Genomic DNA, 20,749 nt, shown 5'->3' on the forward strand with positions numbered 1-20,749 from the left:
ATAAAATCGCCGGCCCATTCGCACAGACCTCGGGCCGGCCGCTATGAACGACTTCAGTCAACGCTTTCTCTTCGACGATGCCGACGCGCGTGGCGAAATGGTTGCGTTGCGCGAGAGTTACGCCCACGTATTGGCCAAGCATAGCTATCCGCAGCCGGTGGCACAGTTGCTCGGTGAGATGATGGCTGCGGCGGCACTGCTGGTTGGCACACTGAAGTTCGACGGTCTGCTGATACTGCAGGCGCGCGCCGAGGGGCCGCTGTCGCTGTTGATGGTTGAGTGTTCCAGCTCCCGCGAGCTGCGTGGTATCGCCCGCTATGATCAGCAGGGCATCGGCGCCGACGCCGATCTGCTGACTCTGATGCCCGGTGGTGTACTGGCCATTACCGTGGATCCGGCCCATGGCCAGCGCTACCAGGGCATTGTTGAACTTGATGGCGTCGACCTGGCCGAATGCCTGTCCAACTACTTTGCCAGCTCCGATCAATTGCCCACCCGCTTCTGGCTCAAAGCCGACGGCCAGCGCGCGCGCGGCCTGCTGCTGCAGCAAATGCCGGCGCAAGTGCAGACCGATCCCGACGCGCGTAAGGAGAGCTGGAATCATCTGCTGACCCTGGCTGACACCCTGACCGCCGAAGAGCTGCTGGGGCTGGATAACCAAACCCTGCTGCACCGTCTCTACCACCAGCAGGATGTGCGGTTGTTCGACGAGCAGCCGCTGCAGTTCCGCTGCAGCTGTTCACGTGAACGCTCCGCCCGGGCGTTGGTCAGCCTGGGCCAGGCCGATGCCGAACAGTTGCTGGCCGAGCAGGGGGGGCGCGTGGAGATCGATTGCCAGTTCTGCAACGAACGCTATCTGTTTGATGCCGCCGACATCGCTCAGCTGTTCGCCGGCGCAGGCACCGACGAGCCTTCACAGACACGCCACTGATGGCTGTTTTCAAGTTATAGATTTTCTCTATTAAGTAGGAGGCTGCCAAACTCCGCATGCTTCTGGCATAATTCCGCAACTTTTTCTTACCGTGTAGTTCAGTTGCCCCTGTACTACACAACGTTCGGAAGATTCGGCCAGCGGCCGACGGGGAACCTCATGACGCAAGCCAACAACGCCGTATACACCAATATCAGCACCGCGCAACTGGTCGAAGAGGCCATTCGCCGCGGTGAGGGCGAACTGGCCACCAATGGCGCTCTGGTCGTACGTACCGGTCATCGCACCGGCCGTTCTCCGGCCGATCGTTTCATCGTGCAGGAGCCGAGCACCGAGGCGCAGATCGCCTGGGGCAGCATCAACCGTCCGTTCCCGGCCGACAAGTTCGATGCCCTGTGGGAGCGTGTCGAGTCCTTCAACAACGCCCAGGAACACTTCGTTTCCTACGTACACGTAGGCTCTGCCGAAGAACACTACCTGCCGGTCAAGATGACCACTGCCACCGCCTGGCAGAACCTGTTCGGCCGTCAGCTGTTCATCAACCCGGAAGCCTACAACCCCTCAGCCAAGGCTGAGTGGCAGATCCTCAACGTCGCCAACTTCGAGTGCGTGCCCGAGCGTGACGGCACCAACTCCGACGGTTGCGTGATCATCAACTTCGCCCAGCGCAAGGTGCTGATTGCCGGTATGCGCTATGCCGGTGAAATGAAGAAAGCCATGTTCTCGGTGCAGAACTTCCTGCTGCCGGAAAAAGACGTGCTACCGATGCACTGCGCTGCCAATATCGGCGAAGAAGGTGACGTGACCCTGTTCTTCGGCCTGTCCGGCACCGGCAAGACCACTCTGTCGGCTGACGAATCGCGTTACCTGATCGGCGACGACGAGCACGGTTGGGGCGAGGGCGTGGTGTTCAACATCGAAGGCGGTTGCTATGCCAAGTGCATCGACCTGTCTGAGAAGAACGAGCCGGTGATCTGGAAAGCCATTCAGTTCGGTACCGTGCTGGAAAACGTCGTGCTCGACGAGCAGCGCGTCCCCGACTACAGCGATGACAGCCTGACGCAGAACAGTCGCGCCGCCTACCCGCTGGAATACGTCGAGAAGCGCAGCGAAAAGAACCTCGGCGGTGAGCCGAACGCCGTTATCTTCCTGACCTGTGACCTGACCGGTGTACTGCCTCCGGTGTCGATCCTCAACAACGAGCAGGCGGCCTACCACTTCCTGTCCGGCTACACCGCACTGGTTGGTTCCACCGAGATGGGTTCGGGCAGCGGTATCAAGTCGACCTTCTCCACCTGTTTCGGCGCACCGTTCTTCCCGCGTCCGGCTGGTGTCTACGCCGAACTGCTGATCAAGCGCATCAACGCTTTCGGCTCCAAGGTCTACCTGGTCAACACCGGCTGGACCGGCGGTGGCTACGGTGTTGGCAAGCGCTTCAACATTCCCACCACTCGCGCCGTAATTGCCGCCATCCAGAGCGGCGCGCTGGTTGGTGTGGAAACCGAGCATCTGCCGATCATCAATCTGGACGTGCCGAAGGCTGTTCCGGGTGTCGATACCGAGCTGCTCAATCCGCGCAATACCTGGGCTGACAAGGCCGCCTACGACGAGGCTGCCCGTGGTCTGGCCAAGCTGTTCATCGACAACTTCGCCAAGTTCGATGTCAGCGATGCAATCAAGAACGCCGGCCCGCAGCTCTGAGCCGGACGCTCAAGCCATGAAAAAGCCGCCTGAGGGCGGCTTTTTCATGGCTGTTGTTTATGTGTCTCAGCGGTTGCTCTGACCCTCGGTTAGGGTCCAGTCCACCAGCTCCTGGGCAAGGCGGTCGCCGGCCTGGCCGAAGGCCTGTATCACCGCGTTGATGGAGCTGTCGCTGGCCGGCTGGCGGACACTGAAGCGGCGACTGGTGAGGATGCGCTGGTCGCGGCTGTTGACCAGGCGCATGTCGAGCTGGATCAGTGCCTCGGGGAGGCCGTCGCGGTACTGGCTGTGGAAGCTACGCAGGTCGCCAACCAGTTCCAGATCGGCATGCAGGTGCTGATCCTCGTGGCTCAGTGCCTGAATCCGGCCGTCATCCTGGAAGGCGTCGAGCAGTCGCGCACGCAGCAGCTGCGGGGCGCGCTCACTCCAGCGCACGCCCTGATAGGTATTGATCCGGCCTGGCTCGGGCTGCACTACGATGCGATTGCTGTCGAACAGCGGGCTGCTGCCCGGACTGTGCAGTCGCAGCGACCAGTCGACGGGCTGATTCCGGGCCGGCAGCTCGCTGGCCGGCAGTTGGTAGATGTCCAGAGGTTCGCTCTGCGGCAGGATCGAGCAGGCCGACAGCAGACTGGCTGCCAGGAGCAGAGACAGAGACTTCATGGTTGGAACTCCTTGATGCTTTCGTTGCGCAACAGGTAGCCGGCAGGGTCTTCTTCCAGGCGCCGGGAAAAGCCGCGCAGGGCTCCGAGAGCGTCGCGCAGTTCGGCTATCGTCGGGCCCAGCTCGCCGAGTCCCTGCATGCCGCTGTCCAGAGCACTGCGATTGTTCTGCAGGAGTTGCTCGATACTGCGGCTGCTGCGATCGAGCGAAGCCATCAGTCGTTCGGCATTTTCCAGCACCTGGCGACCCTGACCGTCGAGCAGTTGATTGGCGCTGTGCATCAGCTCGGTGGCTTCGCGGGCAGCGGCAGCGGTTTGTTTGAGGACATTGCCAAGTTCATCGCGTTGCTCGGCCATGCCGGCGGTGAGCTGCTCAAGATTTTTCAGGGTGTGAGAGACATGTTCGGCGTTTTCGTGGGAGAGCATGCGGTTGGCGCGGTTGAGCAGCAGGGTAAGGTTGCTGACCAGATCCTCGCCGTTGGCCATCAGCCGCGAGAGTGGCGAACGGTCAGCGATGATGATTCCGGGCTGGCTGTTGCTGGTTTCCAGCGGCGGGCTCTCCGGGCTGCCACCGTGCAGCTGAATCACCGCCAGGCCGGTGACGCCGGTGATGGCCAGGCGGGCTCGGGTGTCCTGCTTGATTGGGGTGTGCTCAACGATGCGGATGCGTGCGCGCACGCTACGTGGATCCTGTGGGTCGAGACCGAGGCTGACCACGTCGCCAACCTTGATCCCGCTGTATTGCACGGAGCTGCCCTGTGACAGGCCGGTGACTGCTTCATTGAAGATCACCTCGTAATCACTGAAGGCACTGTCACGGCCGTTCTTGTTCAGCCACAGGCCGAACAGGAGCGCAGCGCCCAGCGTCAGTACGGTGAACAGGCCGATCAGTACGTGATGGGCTCTGGGTTCCATTCATTGACTCCCTGCCGCCGTGGCGGCCTGTGCGGCCGCGCGTCCGCGCGGGCCGTGAAAATATTCCTGAATCCAGGCGTCGTCAGTAGCGGCCACCACGTCGAGGCGGTCGGCCACCAGTACCTTTTTCTGTGCCAGCACTGCAACTCGGTCGCAGATACTGTAGAGGGTGTCGAGGTCATGGGTGACCAGGAACACACTCAGGCCCAGGCTGTCGCTGAGGGTACGGATCAATTGGTCGAAGGCGGCAGCGCCGATGGGATCGAGGCCTGCAGTGGGTTCGTCGAGGAACAGGATCTCCGGATCCAGCGCCAGCGCCCGGGCAAGGGCTGCACGTTTGACCATACCGCCGGACAGTGAGGCCGGGTACTTGTCGCCGGCATTCGATGGTAGCCCGGCCAGGGCAATCTTGACCTGCGCCAGGCGCTCGGCGGCTGGCCTCGACAGGCCGGCATGTTCGATCAGCGGCAGGGCGATGTTCTCGGTCACGGTTAGCGAGGAAAACAGTGCGCCGCGCTGGTAGAGCACGCCGAATCGCCGCTCCAGTTGCGAGCGGCGCTCGACTGGCAGACTCAGCAACTCCTCGCCGAATACCCGTACGGTACCCGCATTGGGCTGGCGTAGGCCGACGATGCTGCGCAGCAGTACCGACTTGCCGGTGCCGGAGCCGCCGACTACACCGAGAATCTCGCCTCGATACAGGTCGAAATCCAGATGTTCGTGGACAACCTGGTTGCCGAAGCGATTGCTCAGGTTGCGCACCTCGATGACCTTGTTGCGACTCACCAGCCCATCTCCATGAGAAACAGCGCCGCCAGAGCGTCGAGCAGAATCACCATGAAGATCGACTGAACTACCGCCGAGGTGGTGTGTTCTCCGACCGATTGTGCGCTGCCACTGACCTTGAAGCCTTCCAGGCAGCCGATCAGGGCGATCAGGAAGGCGAACAGCGGTGCCTTCAGCATGCCGATCAAAAAGTGCCGCAACAGGTCACTGTCCTGCAGTATCGACAGGTACAGGGTGCTCGGGATGTCCAGCGACAGGGCGCAGACCAGGCCGCCGCCGAGCATGCCGCTGAGCATGGCGATGAAGGTCAGGATCGGCAAGGCGATGAGCATGGCGAACACCCGCGGCAGCACCAGCAGCTCGATCGGACTCAGGCCCAGGGTGCGAATGGCGTCGATCTCCTCATTGGCCTTCATCGAACCGATCTGCGCGGTGAAGGCACTGGCGGTACGGCCGGCCATGAGGATGGCGGTGAGCAAGACACCGAACTCGCGCAGGAAGGAGAAGGCCACAAGGTTGACCGTGTAGATGCTGGCGCCGAAGTCGGCCAGGATGGTGGCGCCGAGAAAAGCCACCACGGCGCCGACCAGGAAGGTCAGCAGGGTGATGATCGGTACGGCATTGAGTCCGCACTGTTCCAGATGGGCCGCCAGCGAGGTGATCCGCCAGCGTCGCGGGCGCAGCAGTACGCCGAGCATGCTGGCCAGGGTCAGGCCCATGAAGCCAAGCAGGGCGCGGCCTTGGTGCCAGAGATTTTCTACTGCCTCGCCAATATGACCGAGCAGCTCGTGCAGAACCGAGCTGCGTGGTGCGGCAGGCTGCGGTGATTCGTCGGCCATGGCGTTGGCCACCGCCAGCAGAAGGGCTCGCCGGCCTTCATCGAAATCGGGCTGTTGGACGAGCTGGCGCAGACGCTGGCTGCCCAACAGCTGCACCAGTAAAGACGCCCCGGCAGTGTCTACTGCCTCCAGGTTGGCGAATACGACTGCCGTGGCGTTTTGCAGGTGCGTCTGCAGCGCCTGAACCTGTGGCTCCAGGCTGGCGTAGTGGGAAAGCGTCCAGTCGCCACCGATCTGCCAGGGGGCATCCATGCGACCGGCCGGCGGGGGGGTGATATAGGGCTCGGTTGGTGTCATGGGACGAGAGCTTAGCCTTGTCCTGGGGCCGCTAGCCAGCTTTGCGCGGTGCATCCCCTGTTGGCTGACGACGAGGGGCGTGACATGGCAAATGTCCTACACGGGCTTTGTACGATTGTCGGACTTTCAATTCTGGCAATACGCCACTACAATTTTGTGATTCGTGTCACGGATGTCCGGTGTGGCGCCACATAGATCCAATAATCAGAGAATGGCCATGAAGGAACAACGCCAGCTTCCCCGCTTGCGAGCGCATATCGACCACCTGCTGAGCAAGGGCTGGATCATTGCCAGCCGCGACCCGCTGACCCTGCGCAATGGTCAGCGTTGTTACCTGGTATCCCACGGCATGCTCATTAGCGACTCCATTTCGTCCCGTGCCGCCTGACCGCTTTCCCTATCTGCTGCGCCACGATTTCAGCCTCGGCGCAGTGGCGTTTTTGTCCCCGGGTATCGCCGTAGTCAGCGCCCGCTTTGCTACTCGCTGGCACTGAGATGATGCCGGGCAGCCCGCAGGATGTGGCCTTGCTGGCCCATCCCGATTGACTCAGGCTCTGACCGCCTTATACAACCGCAGCGGTCCTCCCGTCCGGTTGCACAATGCCCGGGGGAGCGAGTCGATGTTGCCGCTCCTGGCGGCGGACGCCATGCTGCAGCAGCGCCTGCTGGCGAACAATCCGTGTGATATGAACAAGCAGCAGACATTGGCCATCTGACGCGCCGCCTACTGAGACGCGCTCCTGCAGGAAAGGCATATGAGCGAAACTGAACACCGGCGTGGCGACTACCGCCACTTCCAGCCGATTACTACACGCTGGCATGACAACGACATTTACGGTCACGTCAACAACGTGACCTATTACAGTTACTTCGACAGCGCGGTGAACGCCTACCTGATCACCGAAGGCGGGCTGAATATCCACGAAGGCGAGGTGGTGGGCTTTGTGGTCAGCTCCAGCTGCGACTACTTCGCCTCGATCGCCTTTCCCGATGTCATCGAGGTGGGGCTGAGGGTTGCCCGGCTGGGCAACAGCTCGGTGCAGTACGAACTGGCGATCTTCCGCGCCGGCGAGCCACAGGCCTGCGCCGCCGGACGCTTCGTTCACGTCTTTGTGGAGCGGAGCAGCAGCCGCCCGGTGGCCATCCCGGCCACGCTGCGCCGTGCGCTGGAGCGTCTCCTGCCGGGCTGAGGCATGCTAGGCTCTGGGCATTGCCAATGCTTGGGAGAGTCCATGTCCGATTTACCGCGCGAGCAGGCGCAACGCCGCGCCGAGCGTGTCGCTGCCTTTCGCCAGGAGCTGGCCGAGCTGCAGCAGGAGCAGGTGCTGTCGCTCAGTGACGTCCAGCAAAAGGCGCTTCACGAGTACCATGAGCGCCTGCTGTGCCACTACCGGCAGAACCTGGACATCGATGCCGACGACCGCGCCCGTCAGCTGTCCCTAGGCATGCGTCTGGCTTCGCTGTTCGGTGCGCTGGCCCTGGCGGCGGGACTGTTCTTCCTCTTCCACCGTTTCTGGGGACTGTTCGACACCCCGGTACAGGTTGGTCTGCTGATGGGCAGCTCGCTCGGCAGCCTGTGGCTGTGCTTTTGGCTGCAGCGCCGCGACAGTACCGGTTACTACTCCGGGCTGGCGGCAGTGCTGGCGCTCGTCTGTTTCGTGCTGAACCTGACGATGCTCGGGCAAATCTTCAACATCGCACCATCGGATAAGGCCCTGCTGCCTTGGGGAGCAATGGCGCTACTACTGGCCTACCAGTGCCGCTGGCGGATACTGCTGGTCAGTGCGCTGCTTTGCTTCGGACTGTTTATCGCGGCTCGGGTCAGCGCCCTGAGCGGCTGGCACTGGAGTGAGATGGGGGAGCGGCTGGAAAACTTTATGCCGGCGGTACTGCTGTCCCTGATTCCGCTGCTCTTCGGACAGGCCCGCTACCCAGGCTTCGCTGCCTGCTACCGGATTATCGGCCTGCTGTTTCTGCTGGTTCCGGTGCTGCTGCTGGGCTACTGGGGCGAGGGCAGTTACCTCGGTTGGCCGACCCGCTGGGTGGAGGTCTTCTACCAAGTCCTGGGGTTCGGTCTGGCCGGGCTGGTGATCTGGCTGGGCATTGACCGTGGCTGGCGCGAGGTGACCACCTGCGGTACCGGCTACGCCCTGGTGCTGCTGCTCTGCAAGTTGTTTGACTGGTGGTGGGAGCTGCTGCCGCGCTATCTGTTCTTCCTGCTGATCGGGCTGATAGCCCTGCTGCTGTTGGTGATATTGCAGCGCTGGCGCCGTGACGCGCAGGGAGGTGCGGCATGAGACGACCGCTCTGGCTCGGCCTGGGGCTGATCTTGCTGAGCAATGCCGTGACGCTTGGTGGTGTCTGGTACAACCGCAGCGGTGAACCGCTGGCGCAACTGCAGTTCAGCGAGCGCGAGTTGCGGCGTAGTTACGGCTGGCTGCGCGGCGGTGCTGATGATAGCGTGCGCCTGCAACTGGTCTGGCGGCATCCGCACAATGTTTACGACGAAGCCTGGCTGGACGATGCCAAGCTGATCCAGCTTGGTTTTGATCCTGAGCATCTAGAGCGTGGTGCTTCCCGACCGGTCTGGCTGGTACTGGAGTTGAACGGCCCCGCTTATCATGAACATCTGGACAAGGCCCGGGTTCGGCTGTCCGAGGCCGAGGCGGCTCTTGCGCTGCGTCCTGATGAGGAGAGATTACTGCAGCAGCGTGATCAACTGCGGCTGGAGCTGAAGCGTGAGAAAGAGGAGGCCAGCCGCCTGCTGGTTGTGGACGTAGGGCTGGATGCCGAGGTTCTGCGGCGCCAGTGGCCGGATCGCCGGCAGCATCTGCTGCTGCCGGCGCGACTTACGCCATATGTGCGAGGTGCTCTGCCCGGCTACTACGCGCGAATCGATCTGGACAACGACTTTATCAGCATCCCCCTGCCTTACCGGGAGCTACTGCGCGACTGGCGACAGCCGTCAGGCATGCTGGTGGATGTGAGCTTCGGTCAGCGTTACGAGCCGTGGGTGACCGGCGTCACTCAGTGACGGCGCCAGTGCCGGTGATGGGGGGGCTTGTGCGGCTTGCCGTGGACATGGCGGTGATGGGGCTTGCCACGCCGTTCGTCTTCGTAGCTGGCGTTGCCCATGTGATTGCCCAGCGCCCCGCCGGCACCACCGCCGACCGCGGCGCCGAGCAGACCTCCGGTATTGCCGCCGACCTGCTGGCCGATGACGCTGCCGCCGGCCGCGCCCAGCGCGCCGCCGATGGCCGCCTCGGTGCGGCTGTGGCGATCCGCGCCGACCATGCTGCCGGCGGCGCCGCCCAACCCGGCTCCGACGGCGGCTCCGCTGCTGCCGCCGACCTGCTGGCCGACCATTGCGCCCAGGGCACCACCCAGTGCGCCGCCCAGTCCGGCTTCGGTATTGCCGGCCACGGCTTGTCCGCCGCTGGCCAGGCCCAGGGAAAGAAACAGCAGTTGCAGAGACTTCATGGTTCCTCGATCAGGGGCTTCGCCGGCCCGTGGCATTTGTCACGCCATTGACCGGCAAGTCGTGGGCGAGGTTCCCCGCTGCCGCTCAGCCTGCCGTGCTGCCCAGCAGGTTATCGGCGGCAGCCGGCTGCAGGCGGATGGCGATGAACTTGCTGGTCGGGGTGCTGCTGCCGACTCCGGCACTTTCCAGCGGTACCAGCGGGTTGGCCTCCGGGAAATAGGCGGCTGCCTGACCGGCAGGAATGTCGAAGGCGAGCAGGGTGAAACCTGCGACGCTGCGCTCGACACCGTCGTTCCACAGCGAGCGAATGTCCACCTTCTGCCCCGGTTTGAAGCCCAGGCGCAGGATGTCTGCCTCGTTGGCAAAGAGCACATTGCGCTGCCCACGCACGCCGCGATAGCGGTCATCCAGGCCATAGACCGTGGTGTTGTACTGATCGTGGGAGCGCAGGGTCTGCAGGATCAGATCCGGTATCTCGCCACTTTCGCGAACCTGGGGCGGCAGCAGGTCGTCGAGCAGTGCGTTGGCCTTGAAGTTGGCCTTGCCGGAGGCTGTTTTCCATTCCCGTGCACCGGCCGAGTTGCCCAGGTAGAAGCCGCCGGGATGAGCCACGCGGCGGTTGAAGTCATGGAAACCGGGAATGGTATCGGCGATCAGCTCGCGGATTCGGGCGTAGTCGGCCACCAGCGCATCCCAGTCCACCGGATGGTTGCCCAGGGTGGCCTTGGCAATGCCGGCGACAATGGCCGGCTCAGAGCGCATCTCGCTATCGGCCATCGGCTCCAGTTGGCCGTAGGAGGCGTGAATCATGCTGAACGAGTCTTCCACTGTAACCGCCTGCGGGCCGCTGGCCTGGCGGTCGATGTCGGTGCGGCCCAGGCAGGGCAGGATCAGTGCTTCGCGGCCGACGGTGAGGTGGCTGCGGTTGAGTTTGGTGCTGATCTGCACGGTAAGATCGCAGTTCTGCAGGGCGCGATGGGTGCGGGGGCTGTCCGGAGTGGCCTGTGCGAAGTTGCCGCCGAGGCCGATAAACACCCGGGCACGCCCTTCGAGCATGGCGTTGATGGCTTCCACCGTGTTGTGACCGTGCTCGCGCGGCACTTTGAAGCTAAAGCGCCGTTCGATGGCATCGAGCAGTGCGGCTGGAGGGCGCTCGTTGATGCCCATGGTGCGGTCGCCCTGCACGTTGCTATGGCCGCGCACCGGGCACAGGCCGGCGCCGGGACGGCCGATATTGCCGCAGAGCAATTGCAGGTTGACGATTTCCTGGATGGTTGCCACCGAATGGTGGTGCTGGGTGATGCCCATGGCCCAGCAGATGATGACTCGCTTGGCGCGGCGGTACATTCGCGCGGCCTGTTCGATCTCGCGCAGGCTCAGGCCGGACTGGGCCTCCAGGGCATCCCAGGACGTATCGTCGAGCAATTGCAGATAGGCCTCGACACCCTCGGTGTGCTTGGCAATGAAGGCATGGTCGAACACCGCCGTTTCACCCTTGGCTTGCGCCTCACGCTCCCATTGCAGGAGGAATTTGGCGATGCCACGCATGGCGGCCATGTCGCCACCCAGGGCCGGGCGAAAAAACGCCGTGTTGAGTGGCTCGGAACCGTTGGTGAGCATCTCCAGCGCATGCTGCGGGTGTTGGAAACGTTCCAGTCCGCGCTCCTTCAGCGGGTTGAAGCAGACCACCTGAGCGCCACGCTTGACCGCTTCGCGCAGTGGTTCGAGCATGCGCGGGTGATTGGTACCCGGGTTCTGGCCGAGCACGAAGATGGCGTCGGCCTCGGCGAAGTCGTCGAAGGTCACCGTGCCCTTGCCTATGCCGATGCTCTGGCCCAGAGCCACGCCACTGGCCTCGTGGCACATGTTTGAGCAGTCCGGGAAATTGTTGGTGCCATAGGCGCGGACGAATAGCTGGTAGAGAAACGCTGCTTCGTTGCTGGCCCGGCCGGAGGTATAGAACTCGGCCTGGTGCGGATCCGGCAGGGCGCGCAGATGGCGGGCAATCAGGGCGAAGGCTTCGGCCCAGGTGGTGCGTACATAGTGGTCGGTGCTGGCGTCGTAGCGCATCGGGTGGGTAATGCGGCCCTGGTATTCGAGCCAGTAATCACTCTGCTGGCGCAGCTGACTGACGCTGTAGCGGGCAAAGAACGACGGATCCACTCGCCGCTTGGTGGCCTCCCAGTTCACCGCTTTGGCGCCGTTCTCGCAGAACTTGATGCGGCCGTCTTCGGGCGAGTCGCCCCAGGCGCAGCCGGGGCAGTCGAAACCGCCGTTCTGGTTGGTTTTGAGCAGGGCGCGCAGGTTCTTGAACGGCTGCTTGCTGTCGAGCCAGAAGCGTGTGACGGCATTCAGCGCGCCCCAGCCGGCGGCCGGGCCTTTGTAGGGCTTGTAGCGGGGGTTGACGGGTTGCAGGCTCATGGTCGTTGTTCTTCGTCTGGCGCGGGGCTATAGACCCGTGCTGTGCTGTGATGAGGCAGGTGGATAAGGTTGAGGCGGTGGCGGCGCGCCCAGTCGACGGTCAGCGCGGTGGGAGCCGAGAGGCTTACCAGAGTGCCGATGCTGGCGCGTACCGCCTTGTGCAGCAGCTCCAGGCTGCAGCGACTGGTGACCAGGGTGAAGCCGCCAGCGCGCTCGATACGCTGCCGGGCCAGGGCGCCGATCAGCTTGTCCAGTGCGTTGTGCCGGCCGATGTCTTCGCGGCACAGGCGGATCTCGCCAGCCGCATCGATAAACAGGGCTGCATGCAGTGCGCCGCTGTGACGGCCCAGTTGCTGTTCGGCAGCGATGCGCTCGCGCAAACCGGCCAGATGTTTTGGTCGTGGCAGGCTGCTGCCGGGTAGGGCGTCGAGCCCTGGCAGGGCCTGCTCCAGGGCATCGACCCCGCACAGGCCGCAGCCACTGGTGCCGGCCAGCTGCCGGCGCTGCTGCTTGAGCTTCCAGAAGGCGCGGCTGCTGACCTGCAGGCGCGCTTCGCGACGCTCGCCGCTACCAAGCAGCTGAATGTCATAGATATCGTCGATTGAGTCGACGAGGTCGTTTCCGAGGCTGAAGCCGACGGCAAAATCTTCCAGATGATGGGGTGAAACCATCATTACCGCCTGGTTCAGTCCGTTGTAGCTTATAGCTAGCGCGCACTCCTCGGCCAGCACGGCACGCAATGCCTGGCCAGCACCAATCTCGGTGTAGCTGTAGGCACCGGCAGGATGCGGCTGGGAGGCAGGCTCGGCCATCGACACGGTCTCTGTGACAGATTGACACAGCTAAGCCTAGGCCGGTGTGACGGAAGCGTCTAATCGTTGGCTTTGATATTTTGATCGATGCTATCTATCAATTGCTGCCAGCCAGTCCCTTGCCTCTTCGAAGCAGGCCTGAGCCAGCGGCGAACTGGGTGCGCTGCGGCGCATGATCAGCCCCAGTGGCGCTAGTGTGTTGGCATCTTCGATGGGCCGCAGGTGCAGATGGCTGTCGTTCTGTCTGTCGTTGGCCGGCAACGGCATGATGCTGCAGCACAACCCGGCGTTGACGGCCTGGATCAGGTGATGGACGGCATCGGCTTCCAGCAGTACCTGCGGCCTGAGCCCGCGGGCGCGGAAGCTGTGATCGATGGACAGGCGAAAATGCATGCCGCTGCTCAGCAGCCCCAGCGGCAGGTCGGCCAGCTGTTCCCAGCGCAGGCTGGGGTTGGGGAAGTGAAAATGCCGGCTGTCGTAGAGCAGTCCCATGCGAGCCTCGGCCAGTTCCAGGCTGGCGAACTGCTCGCGATCGAGACGGTCGAGGTAAGACAGGCCGAGATCGAGCTGGTTGCGTGCCAGACCTTCAAGGATCTGGTCGCTGCTCAGTGCCTGCAGTTGGAAGCGCAGTCCGGAATGGCGGGTAGCGAACAGCCCGAGCAGGCGCATCGGGTCGAAGCTTGCCAGTGGTACCACGCCCAGGCGCAGGGTGCCTACCAGATGGCCGCGACAGGCGGCGGCCTCGGCCAGCAGACCATCCTGTGCCGCCAGCACGCTGCGTGCCCAGGCCAGGATTCGCTGGCCCTCGGCGGTAAAGCCCTCAAAGCGCTGACCGCGCCGGACCAAGGCCAGCCCCAGTTCTTCCTCCAATTGGCGCAGGCGCATCGACAGTGTAGGTTGGGTCACGTGGCAGCGTGCCGCCGCCTGGCCGAAGTGGCGGGTTTCGTCGAGGGCAACGAGAAATTTCAGCTGCTTGATGTCCATGGGCTCTCCTGCTCTGCACGGATTCTAGCGGCTCTCTGCGGGCAGAGGGGTGGTGCTGGGGCGTCTGGTGTCAGACTGCGCTGTTCGCATCGGCCTTCAATGGTACCTTGCCGCCTACTTCGTGCACCTCGAGCAGCGCTGTATGACTGTGGTAGACGTAGATCGTGTGGCCGCTGAGCACTGGCGCAGTGCTCGGCCTGATGGTGGGCGAATTTTGCCCCTCAGCTCAGTCCTGTGCCGGAGTGTCCCGCACCAGCTCGGCCACCTGTCGGGCCAACTGGTTGAGGTCGTAGGGTTTGATGATGCTTGCGCAGGCTGTGACGTGCCCACCGTCAGGCTGGGAGGCAAGCAACTCTCGCTCGTGGTGGCCGCTGGCAAACAGTACCGGCAGGGTCGGCCGCAGCTGGCGTGCGGTTTCGGCCAACTGACGGCCATCCATATCGGGCAGGCCCACATCGCTCATCAGCAGTGCCAGCGGCTGCGCAGAGTCGAGCTGCTGCAGAGCACTGGCAGCATCGCGACAGGCGATCACTGTATAACCGAACTCCTCCAGAACCTCCGCAGTTAGCTGGCGTACCAGGTCGTCGTCTTCGACCAGCAAAATGGTCTTGCTTGTGGTGGATTGGGTGTCGGTCATGGGGGTTCCGGGCAGGCAGCGCAGAAAGTGCGCATGTCTGGCAAACTTCAAGGCCTGTGCGCGGTCAGTGTGCCACATGCCTGCGCTTATTAAACAAGAAACAGCGAGACAATCATTATGGATGTGCCAGCGTCGAACGCGTCTGTCATGGATGAGGAAGGCTTTCGCAGAATCCTCAATCGCAACGTCCGCCTGCCGCTTGCTCTGGGGCTGGCCAGCGCCTTGTTTTTCGCCGTGGTGGTCGGTTATCTGATCAATGCAATTCGTTGGGTAGAACATACGGATCAGGTGCTCAACCGCGCCAGTGAGGTGTACAAGCTGACACTGGACATGGAAACCGGCATGCGCGGTTACCTGCTCAGTGGCAACGCTGACTTTCTTGCGCCCTACGAGCTGGCGCGCAGCAAGTACCAGCCACTGACCGAACAGCTCATTACCATGGTGGCCGATAACCCGCCTCAAGCACGGCGACTGGAGCGTCTGCTAAGTCTGCGGCTGCAGTGGGATCAATATGCCCAGGAGGTAATCACTCAGCGGCGCAGCGGGGGGGACTACCAGGAGGAGGTCAGCCGTGGTCGGGGCAAGAGCCTGACTGACGGCATGCGCAGTGAGCTGGACGGCTTTATCGGCAGCGAGCGCGACTTGCGCAGGCTACGCAATGCCGAGGTGAGTAATACCGCGATTTGGGGCGTTGGCGCCTACCTGCTGATCAGCCTGCTGTTTAGTGCATTGCTGGCATTGTTCGGCCGTCGTGAGCTGCTGAACCTGTCGCAGCGCTATACCGAGGCCATGGGGCGGCAGGCCGAATATGCCGACGAGCAGCATCGCCGGGCCTGGCTCGGCGCCGGCCAGACGCAATTGTCCGAGCGGTTGCTGGGCGAGTTGCAGGTGCAGGAACTGGCCGATCACTCGCTGACATTCCTGAGCGAATACCTGGACTGCGTGGTGGCGGCGTTGTACCTGCGCGATCCATCCAGCGGCGACCTGCAGCTGGTGGCCAGTCAGGGGTTCAGTGGCAGTGTTCAGGGACGCGAGCACTTCTATCGGGACGAGGGTCTGGTCGGACAGGCCGCCCGTAGTCGCCGCCTGCTCTGCCTAGAGAGCCTGCCGGCAGATTACATCAAGGTAGCCTCCGGCCTCGGCGAGGGTGAGCCGGTCAGTGTCGCCCTGGTGCCCCTGCAGGCCGAGGATCGGGTCAATGGCGTTCTTGAGCTGGCCTTTATGCATAGCTTGCAGCCTCGCGAACGCGAGTTCCTCGAGTCCATTGCCACCAGCCTCGGCACTGCGTTGGCGGCTGCACGCTACCGCCAGCGGCTGCAGGCGGTGCTGGCCGAGACACAGCAGCTCAACGAGGAGTTGCAGACCCAGCAGGAGGAATTGCGCGCCGCCAACGAAGAGCTGGAGCAGCAGGCCCGTGTCCTCAAGGAGTCACAGGCCCATCTGGAGACACAGCAGGCCGAGCTGGAGCAGACCAACGAGAAACTGGCCGAGCAGACCCAGGTGCTGGCGGATCAGCGCGATGAGCTGAACCAGCGCAATGTCACCCTCGGTCGCATCCAGCTGCAGTTGGAGGAGCGGGCCGAGGAACTGCAGCGTGCCAGCCGCTACAAGTCCGAATTTCTTGCCAACATGAGCCACGAATTGCGCACGCCGCTGAACAGCTCTTTGATCCTGGCCAAGCTTTTGGCGGAAAACGCCAAAGGCAATCTGGACGAGGAACAGGTGCGCTTCGCCGAGTCCATCTATTCGGCCGGTAACGATCTGCTCAACCTGATCAACGACATCCTCGATATCGCCAAGGTCGAGGCCGGCAAACTGGAGGTGCGTCCCGAGCGGATGCCATTGAACAGCTTGCTGGAGAGCCTGCGTGACGTGTTCGGACCGCAGGCTCGCGAGCGTGGGCTGGGCTTGCAGATCGTGGCTCAGGACAAGCTGCCCGCCGTGCTGTTCACCGATCGCCAGCGCGCCGAACAGATCCTGCGCAACCTGCTGTCCAATGCCCTGAAGTTTACCGAGCGTGGCAGCGTTACTCTGAGTGTTTCGCGCCACGACGAGCACCGCCTGGCTTTTGCTGTTACCGATACAGGTATCGGCATTGCCGCCGACCAGCAGGAGGTGATCTTCGAGGCATTCCGTCAGGCCGACGGCACCAGTAACCGGCGCTTCGGCGGCACCGGCCTGGGATTGTCCATTTCGCAGGATCTGGCCGGGCTGCTGGGCGGTGCCATCACGGTCAGCAGCGTGCCGGGCGAAGGCAGCACCTTCACGCTGTTGTTGCCCGAGCGCCTGGTGGCCGACGCGCCGACTGTACGGTCGACGCCGATTCCGGCTCCGCTACCGCAGCCGTCGGCGCCGATACCGGCCGAAGCTTCTCCCGAGCCGTCCGTAATGCGGGTGCCGGCACCCTTCGAGGATGACCGCGAGCGGCTTGGCGAGCGCAGCGGCCGGCGTGTGCTGGTGGTCGAGGATGAGGCGCGCTTTGCCCGCATACTCTTCGATCTGGCTCATGAGCTCGGTTATGCCTGCCTGGTGGCCATGCGGGCGGAGGAGGGGCTGGAGCTGGCGCGTCAGTTCCGTCCCGATGCCATCTTGCTTGACATGCGCCTGCCGGACGGCTCCGGTCTGGGTGTACTGCAGCGTCTGAAGGACGACCCGCAGACCCGTCATATTCCTGTGCACATGGTCTCGGTTGACGATCACAGCGAGGCTGCGTTGCACCTCGGCGCGGTGGGTTATGCGCTCAAGCCTACCAGTCGCGAACAGCTCAAGGAGGTCTTTGGCAAGCTGGAGGCCAAGCTCAACCAGCAGGTCAAACGGGTGCTGCTGGTGGAGGATGACCCGCTGCAGCGCGACAGTATCGCGCGCCTGATCGGCGACGACGACATCGAGATTACCCCCGTGGCGCTGGCCGGTGAGGCGCTGGAGAAGCTGCGCACCACGGTGTTCGACTGCATGATCATCGACCTCAAACTGCCGGACATGCTCGGAAACGAGTTGCTGCGGCGCATGGCCGAAGAGGACATCTGTTCCTTCCCGCCGGTAATCGTCTACACCGGACGCAATCTGAGCCACGACGAAGAGGCCGAACTGCTGCGCTACTCGCGCTCGATCATCATCAAAGGGGCGCGTTCGCCCGAGCGGCTGCTCGATGAGGTCACTCTGTTCCTGCACAAGGTGGAATCGGAGCTGTCCAGCGAGCACCAGCGCATGCTCAAGAACGCGCGCAGTCGCGACAAGCTGTTCGAGGGCCGTCGCTTGCTGCTGGTGGACGATGACGTGCGCAACATCTTTGCGCTGTCCAGTGCCCTGGAGCAGAAGGGTGCCTCGGTGGAAGTGGCGCGCAATGGCTTCGAGGCGTTGGCCAAGCTCAACGAGCACAACGATATCGACCTGGTGCTGATGGATGTGATGATGCCGGAGATGGATGGCTACGAGGCCACCCGGCGCATTCGCCAGGAGGCCCGCTGGAAGGAACTGCCGATCATCGCGGTGACCGCCAAGGCCATGAAGGACGACCAGGAGCGCTGCCGTGAGGCCGGAGCCAATGATTACCTGGCCAAGCCCATCGACCTGGATCGGCTGTTTTCTCTGATCCGTGTCTGGATGCCTAAACTGGAGCGCCTCTGATGCCGGACGAGATCGAACTGCGCCTGCTGATCGAGGCGATCTACCTGCGCTACAGCTACGATTTTCGCGACTACTCGCGGGCATCGCTCAAGCGTCGGCTGCAACAGGCGCAGATACAGCTGGGCTGCTCAACCCTGTCGGCGTTGCAGGAGCGCATCCTGCACGAGCCGAAGGCCTTCATGCAGTTGCTGCAGTACCTGACGATTCCGGTCAGCGAGATGTTCCGCGATCCTGATTACTTCCTCGCCCTGCGCCAGCAGGTGGTGCCGGTATTGCACACCTACCCCTCGCTGAAGGTCTGGGTGGCGGGATGCAGCACCGGCGAGGAGGTTTATTCCCTGGCCATTCTGCTGCGTGAGGAAGGGTTGTTGGAGCGCACCATGATCTACGCCACCGACATCAACCCTTACTCGCTGGAGCGGGCCGAGCAGGGCATCTTCGCTCTCGACAACCTGCGTACCTACACCCAGAACTACCAGCTTTCCGGCGGCAAGGGCGCGTTCTCCGACTATTACTCGGCGGCCTATGACCGGGTGCTGTTCGACAAGTCGCTGCGTGCCAACGTCACCTTCGCCGACCACAGCCTGGCCACCGACAGCGTGTTTGCCGAGACGCATCTGGTGTCCTGTCGCAACGTGCTGATCTATTTCAACCGTGATCTGCAGGATCGTGCCCTGGGACTGTTTCACGATTCGCTCTGTCATCGTGGCTTTCTTGGTCTTGGCAGCAGAGAAAGTCTGGATTTTTCTGCTTATTCGCGGCATTTCGAGGCGGTTTCACGGAAAGAAAGGATTTTTCGCAAGAGATGAGCGGACGTCGGATTTCCCTGCGCGGGCGTCTGCGTCCGGCCCCGGAAGCGCTACTGATCGGTGCATCTGCCGGCGGCGTGGACGCGCTACTGCAACTGCTGCAGGAACTGCCGGCCAGCTACCGGCTGCCGGTGGTGTGTCTGCTGCATGTGCCGGATCGTCGCGACAGCCTGTTGGCCGAGCTGCTGGGGCGACGCCTGCAGTTGCCGGTCAAGGAGGCGGAAGATAAGGAATACCTGCGCGGCGGGCAGGTGTATGTGGCGCCGGCGGGCTATCACCTGTCCATTGAGGCCGACCGCAGCTTTTCCCTGAGTCGGGAAGCACCGCGGCATTATGCCCGTCCGGCCATCGACATTCTTTTCGAGTCTGCCGCCGATGCCTACCGTGAGCATCTGGCTGCGGCTCTGCTCACCGGAGCCAATGAGGACGGCGCCGCCGGGCTGTTGGCAATCCATCGGCGTGGCGGCCTGACCTTGGTGCAGGAGCCGACCGATGCTTTGGTACCCGTTATGCCGGAAGCTGCGCTGGCGCTGCTGAAACCGGACTTTGTACTGCCTATCAGTGCCCTGCGTGGAGTGCTGAGCGAACTGGACGTCGCATCATGTTGAAAAAGATCGAAGCCAAGCTGTTGCTGGTCGATGACCTGCCGGAAAACCTGCTGGCGCTACGCTCGCTGATTCAGACACCGGATCGAACGGTGTTCGAGGCCGGCAATGCCGATGAAGCGCTGTCGCTGTTGCTTGAGCACGAGTTCGCTCTGGCCATTCTCGATGTGAAGATGCCGGGCATGAACGGCTTCGAGCTGGCATCGCTGATGCGTGGAACGGAGAAGACCCGGAACATTCCCATCATCTTCGTCAGTGCCGCCAGTCGTGACATGGACTATGCCTTTCGCGGCTACGAGAGCGGTGCGGTGGATTTTCTGCACAAGCCGCTGTCGCCGTTCGAGGTGCGCAGCAAAGTGAGCATGTTTGTCGACCTGTACCGTCACCGCAAGGCGCTAAGCATGCAGTTGGAAGTAGTCGAAGCTGCTCACCGCGAGCAGGAAGCGTTGCTGGCGGAGTTGCGCGATACCCAGGCCGAGTTGCAGAAGGCGGTGCAGATGCGCGACGTGTTTATGTCGATTGCCTCGCATGAACTACGCACACCGCTCAACGGTCTGATTCTCGACGTGCAGCTGCGCCGGCTGCGGCTGGAACAGGGGCGTATGGATGCCTTCACACCCGAGCGCTTGCAGGAGATGATCGCTCGTGACGAGCGTCAGATACGCAGTCTCGGCAGGTTGATCGACGACATGCTGGACATCTCGCGAATCCGCACGGGCAGGCTGTCGGTGCGTCCGCAGCCCGCGGATCTGGGCACACTGGCCGGACGTGTGGTGGATAGCCTGGCCGCGCAGTTCGTCAGTACCGGAACATCGATACAGCTACAGGTCGACGGCCCTGCTCCCGTGCTGATGGACGAGTTCCGTATCGAGCAGGTACTGGTGAATCTGCTGACCAATGCCCAGCGCTACGGTAACGGCAAGCCAGTGACGGTTCGGGTGCGGGTTGCGGATGGGTTGGTTCGCGTCGAGGTACAGGATCAGGGTATCGGTATCGATGAAGTCGATCAGCGACGGGTGTTTGAGCAGTTTGAGCGAGTGCCTGGCAGTGGCATGGCGCAGGGATTGGGCCTGGGACTGTTTATCAGCGAGCAGATCGTGTTGGCTCACGGCGGGCATATCGAGCTGAGTAGCCGGCCGGGCGAGGGCTCCTGCTTCAGTGTGGTGCTGCCGCAGCATGAGTGATCGTGCAAATTGCATGCATTGGTTTTCACGGTTCTTGCAAAGTGCATGCAGGCGATCT

General features: G+C 62.8%; 19 protein-coding genes. 10 read left to right on the forward strand and 9 right to left on the reverse strand.

Annotation, left to right across the window (positions count from 1 at the left end; genetic code table 11):
- Positions 1-43: 43 nt before the first annotated feature.
- Positions 44-931 (forward strand): Hsp33 family molecular chaperone HslO, encoded by an 888-nt coding sequence (gene hslO / locus NCCP436_RS12925; RefSeq protein WP_220804407.1) that lies wholly within the window; start codon positions 44-46, stop codon positions 929-931.
- Between the two features lie 159 nt (positions 932-1,090).
- On the forward strand, positions 1,091-2,632 hold the full coding sequence (locus NCCP436_RS12930; RefSeq protein WP_220804408.1) for a phosphoenolpyruvate carboxykinase: 1,542 nt from the start codon (positions 1,091-1,093) through the stop codon (positions 2,630-2,632).
- 66 nt (positions 2,633-2,698) lie between these two features.
- On the opposite strand, the gene NCCP436_RS12935 is transcribed toward NCCP436_RS12930, so the two are convergent.
- The 4 genes from NCCP436_RS12935 to NCCP436_RS12950 are packed head-to-tail and all read right to left on the reverse strand — an operon-like array spanning position 2,699 to position 6,131.
- On the reverse strand, positions 2,699-3,295 hold the full coding sequence (locus NCCP436_RS12935) for an ABC-type transport auxiliary lipoprotein family protein (RefSeq protein WP_220804409.1): 597 nt from the start codon (positions 3,293-3,295) through the stop codon (positions 2,699-2,701).
- On the reverse strand, positions 3,292-4,209 hold the full coding sequence (locus tag NCCP436_RS12940) for an MlaD family protein (RefSeq protein ID WP_220804410.1): 918 nt from the start codon (positions 4,207-4,209) through the stop codon (positions 3,292-3,294). Before NCCP436_RS12940 ends, NCCP436_RS12935 begins: the two co-directional genes overlap by 4 nt.
- The gene (locus NCCP436_RS12945; RefSeq protein ID WP_220804411.1) at positions 4,210-4,995 is read right to left on the reverse strand and encodes an ABC transporter ATP-binding protein; all 786 of its coding nucleotides are present in this window, start codon (positions 4,993-4,995) and stop codon (positions 4,210-4,212) included.
- A complete protein-coding gene (locus tag NCCP436_RS12950; protein WP_220804412.1) occupies positions 4,992-6,131 on the reverse strand; it encodes an ABC transporter permease in 1,140 nt (379 codons plus the stop codon). Before NCCP436_RS12950 ends, NCCP436_RS12945 begins: the two co-directional genes overlap by 4 nt.
- 217 nt (positions 6,132-6,348) lie before the next feature.
- On the opposite strand from NCCP436_RS12950, the gene NCCP436_RS12955 reads away from it, so the two are divergent.
- From NCCP436_RS12955 to NCCP436_RS12970, 4 genes are all read left to right on the forward strand, one after another.
- The gene (locus NCCP436_RS12955; RefSeq protein ID WP_220804413.1) at positions 6,349-6,519 is read left to right on the forward strand and encodes a hypothetical protein; all 171 of its coding nucleotides are present in this window, start codon (positions 6,349-6,351) and stop codon (positions 6,517-6,519) included.
- Between the two features lie 367 nt (positions 6,520-6,886).
- Entirely contained in the window at positions 6,887-7,321 is a 435-nt protein-coding gene (locus tag NCCP436_RS12960; RefSeq protein ID WP_220804414.1) for a thioesterase family protein, read from the forward strand.
- A 42-nt stretch (positions 7,322-7,363) separates the two neighbouring features.
- Positions 7,364-8,428, forward strand: coding sequence for a DUF2157 domain-containing protein (locus tag NCCP436_RS12965; RefSeq protein ID WP_220804415.1), 1,065 nt, complete (start codon positions 7,364-7,366; stop codon positions 8,426-8,428).
- Positions 8,425-9,165, forward strand: coding sequence for a DUF4824 family protein (locus tag NCCP436_RS12970; RefSeq protein ID WP_220804416.1), 741 nt, complete (start codon positions 8,425-8,427; stop codon positions 9,163-9,165). Before NCCP436_RS12965 ends, NCCP436_RS12970 begins: the two co-directional genes overlap by 4 nt.
- On the opposite strand, the gene NCCP436_RS12975 is transcribed toward NCCP436_RS12970, so the two are convergent.
- The 5 genes from NCCP436_RS12975 to NCCP436_RS12995 form a co-directional block, all read right to left on the reverse strand.
- A complete protein-coding gene (locus tag NCCP436_RS12975; protein WP_220804417.1) occupies positions 9,159-9,611 on the reverse strand; it encodes a glycine zipper domain-containing protein in 453 nt (150 codons plus the stop codon). The two genes, NCCP436_RS12970 and NCCP436_RS12975, sit on opposite strands and share 7 nt — an antisense overlap.
- Positions 9,612-9,696: 85 nt before the next feature.
- Positions 9,697-12,033, reverse strand: a complete 2,337-nt coding sequence (locus NCCP436_RS12980) for an FdhF/YdeP family oxidoreductase (RefSeq protein ID WP_220804418.1) — start codon at positions 12,031-12,033, stop codon at positions 9,697-9,699.
- Complete coding sequence (gene fdhD / locus NCCP436_RS12985; RefSeq protein WP_220804419.1) at positions 12,030-12,845, reverse strand: formate dehydrogenase accessory sulfurtransferase FdhD; 816 nt, start codon at positions 12,843-12,845, stop codon at positions 12,030-12,032. The genes NCCP436_RS12980 and fdhD overlap by 4 nt, the downstream gene beginning before the upstream one ends.
- 90 nt (positions 12,846-12,935) lie before the next feature.
- Positions 12,936-13,829: a LysR family transcriptional regulator gene (locus NCCP436_RS12990; protein ID WP_220804420.1), complete on the reverse strand. Its 894-nt coding sequence runs from the start codon at positions 13,827-13,829 to the stop codon at positions 12,936-12,938.
- Positions 13,830-14,055: 226 nt separating this feature from the next.
- Positions 14,056-14,466: a response regulator gene (locus NCCP436_RS12995; protein WP_220804421.1), complete on the reverse strand. Its 411-nt coding sequence runs from the start codon at positions 14,464-14,466 to the stop codon at positions 14,056-14,058.
- A 147-nt stretch (positions 14,467-14,613) separates the two neighbouring features.
- Here NCCP436_RS12995 and NCCP436_RS13000 point away from each other — a divergent pair, with 147 nt between their 5' ends.
- From NCCP436_RS13000 to NCCP436_RS13015, 4 genes are read left to right on the forward strand one after another with little or no spacing between them, the layout of a single operon-like run.
- Positions 14,614-18,093 (forward strand): response regulator, encoded by a 3,480-nt coding sequence (locus tag NCCP436_RS13000; RefSeq protein ID WP_220804422.1) that lies wholly within the window; start codon positions 14,614-14,616, stop codon positions 18,091-18,093.
- Positions 18,093-18,902 (forward strand): protein-glutamate O-methyltransferase CheR, encoded by an 810-nt coding sequence (locus NCCP436_RS13005; protein WP_220804423.1) that lies wholly within the window; start codon positions 18,093-18,095, stop codon positions 18,900-18,902. The genes NCCP436_RS13000 and NCCP436_RS13005 overlap by 1 nt, the downstream gene beginning before the upstream one ends.
- Complete coding sequence (locus NCCP436_RS13010; protein ID WP_220804424.1) at positions 18,899-19,510, forward strand: chemotaxis protein CheB; 612 nt, start codon at positions 18,899-18,901, stop codon at positions 19,508-19,510. The genes NCCP436_RS13005 and NCCP436_RS13010 overlap by 4 nt, the downstream gene beginning before the upstream one ends.
- Positions 19,504-20,691, forward strand: a complete 1,188-nt coding sequence (locus NCCP436_RS13015) for a hybrid sensor histidine kinase/response regulator (protein ID WP_220804425.1) — start codon at positions 19,504-19,506, stop codon at positions 20,689-20,691. Before NCCP436_RS13010 ends, NCCP436_RS13015 begins: the two co-directional genes overlap by 7 nt.
- Positions 20,692-20,749 lie beyond the last annotated feature (58 nt).

Origin of the sequence: Pseudomonas sp. NCCP-436 (assembly GCF_019656335.1) — a bacterium.
GTDB lineage: Bacteria > Pseudomonadota > Gammaproteobacteria > Pseudomonadales > Pseudomonadaceae > Aquipseudomonas.

What these genes read in the sequence shown, in the direction of transcription:
- NCCP436_RS12990 (WP_220804420.1), bottom strand. Translation starts at nt 13,829, where the DNA reads ATGGACATCAAGCAGCTGAAATTTCTCGTTGCCCTCGACGAAACCCGC.
- NCCP436_RS12930 (WP_220804408.1), top strand. Translation starts at nt 1,091, where the DNA reads ATGACGCAAGCCAACAACGCCGTATACACCAATATCAGCACCGCGCAA.
- NCCP436_RS12960 (WP_220804414.1), top strand. Translation starts at nt 6,887, where the DNA reads ATGAGCGAAACTGAACACCGGCGTGGCGACTACCGCCACTTCCAGCCG.
- hslO (WP_220804407.1), top strand. Translation starts at nt 44, where the DNA reads ATGAACGACTTCAGTCAACGCTTTCTCTTCGACGATGCCGACGCGCGT.
- NCCP436_RS12965 (WP_220804415.1), top strand. Translation starts at nt 7,364, where the DNA reads ATGTCCGATTTACCGCGCGAGCAGGCGCAACGCCGCGCCGAGCGTGTC.
- NCCP436_RS13005 (WP_220804423.1), top strand. Translation starts at nt 18,093, where the DNA reads ATGCCGGACGAGATCGAACTGCGCCTGCTGATCGAGGCGATCTACCTG.
- NCCP436_RS12970 (WP_220804416.1), top strand. Translation starts at nt 8,425, where the DNA reads ATGAGACGACCGCTCTGGCTCGGCCTGGGGCTGATCTTGCTGAGCAAT.
- fdhD (WP_220804419.1), bottom strand. Translation starts at nt 12,845, where the DNA reads ATGGCCGAGCCTGCCTCCCAGCCGCATCCTGCCGGTGCCTACAGCTAC.
- NCCP436_RS12940 (WP_220804410.1), bottom strand. Translation starts at nt 4,209, where the DNA reads ATGGAACCCAGAGCCCATCACGTACTGATCGGCCTGTTCACCGTACTG.
- NCCP436_RS13010 (WP_220804424.1), top strand. Translation starts at nt 18,899, where the DNA reads ATGAGCGGACGTCGGATTTCCCTGCGCGGGCGTCTGCGTCCGGCCCCG.
- NCCP436_RS13000 (WP_220804422.1), top strand. Translation starts at nt 14,614, where the DNA reads ATGGATGAGGAAGGCTTTCGCAGAATCCTCAATCGCAACGTCCGCCTG.
- NCCP436_RS12935 (WP_220804409.1), bottom strand. Translation starts at nt 3,295, where the DNA reads ATGAAGTCTCTGTCTCTGCTCCTGGCAGCCAGTCTGCTGTCGGCCTGC.
- NCCP436_RS12950 (WP_220804412.1), bottom strand. Translation starts at nt 6,131, where the DNA reads ATGACACCAACCGAGCCCTATATCACCCCCCCGCCGGCCGGTCGCATG.
- NCCP436_RS12995 (WP_220804421.1), bottom strand. Translation starts at nt 14,466, where the DNA reads ATGACCGACACCCAATCCACCACAAGCAAGACCATTTTGCTGGTCGAA.
- NCCP436_RS13015 (WP_220804425.1), top strand. Translation starts at nt 19,504, where the DNA reads ATGTTGAAAAAGATCGAAGCCAAGCTGTTGCTGGTCGATGACCTGCCG.
- NCCP436_RS12975 (WP_220804417.1), bottom strand. Translation starts at nt 9,611, where the DNA reads ATGAAGTCTCTGCAACTGCTGTTTCTTTCCCTGGGCCTGGCCAGCGGC.
- NCCP436_RS12980 (WP_220804418.1), bottom strand. Translation starts at nt 12,033, where the DNA reads ATGAGCCTGCAACCCGTCAACCCCCGCTACAAGCCCTACAAAGGCCCG.
- NCCP436_RS12955 (WP_220804413.1), top strand. Translation starts at nt 6,349, where the DNA reads ATGAAGGAACAACGCCAGCTTCCCCGCTTGCGAGCGCATATCGACCAC.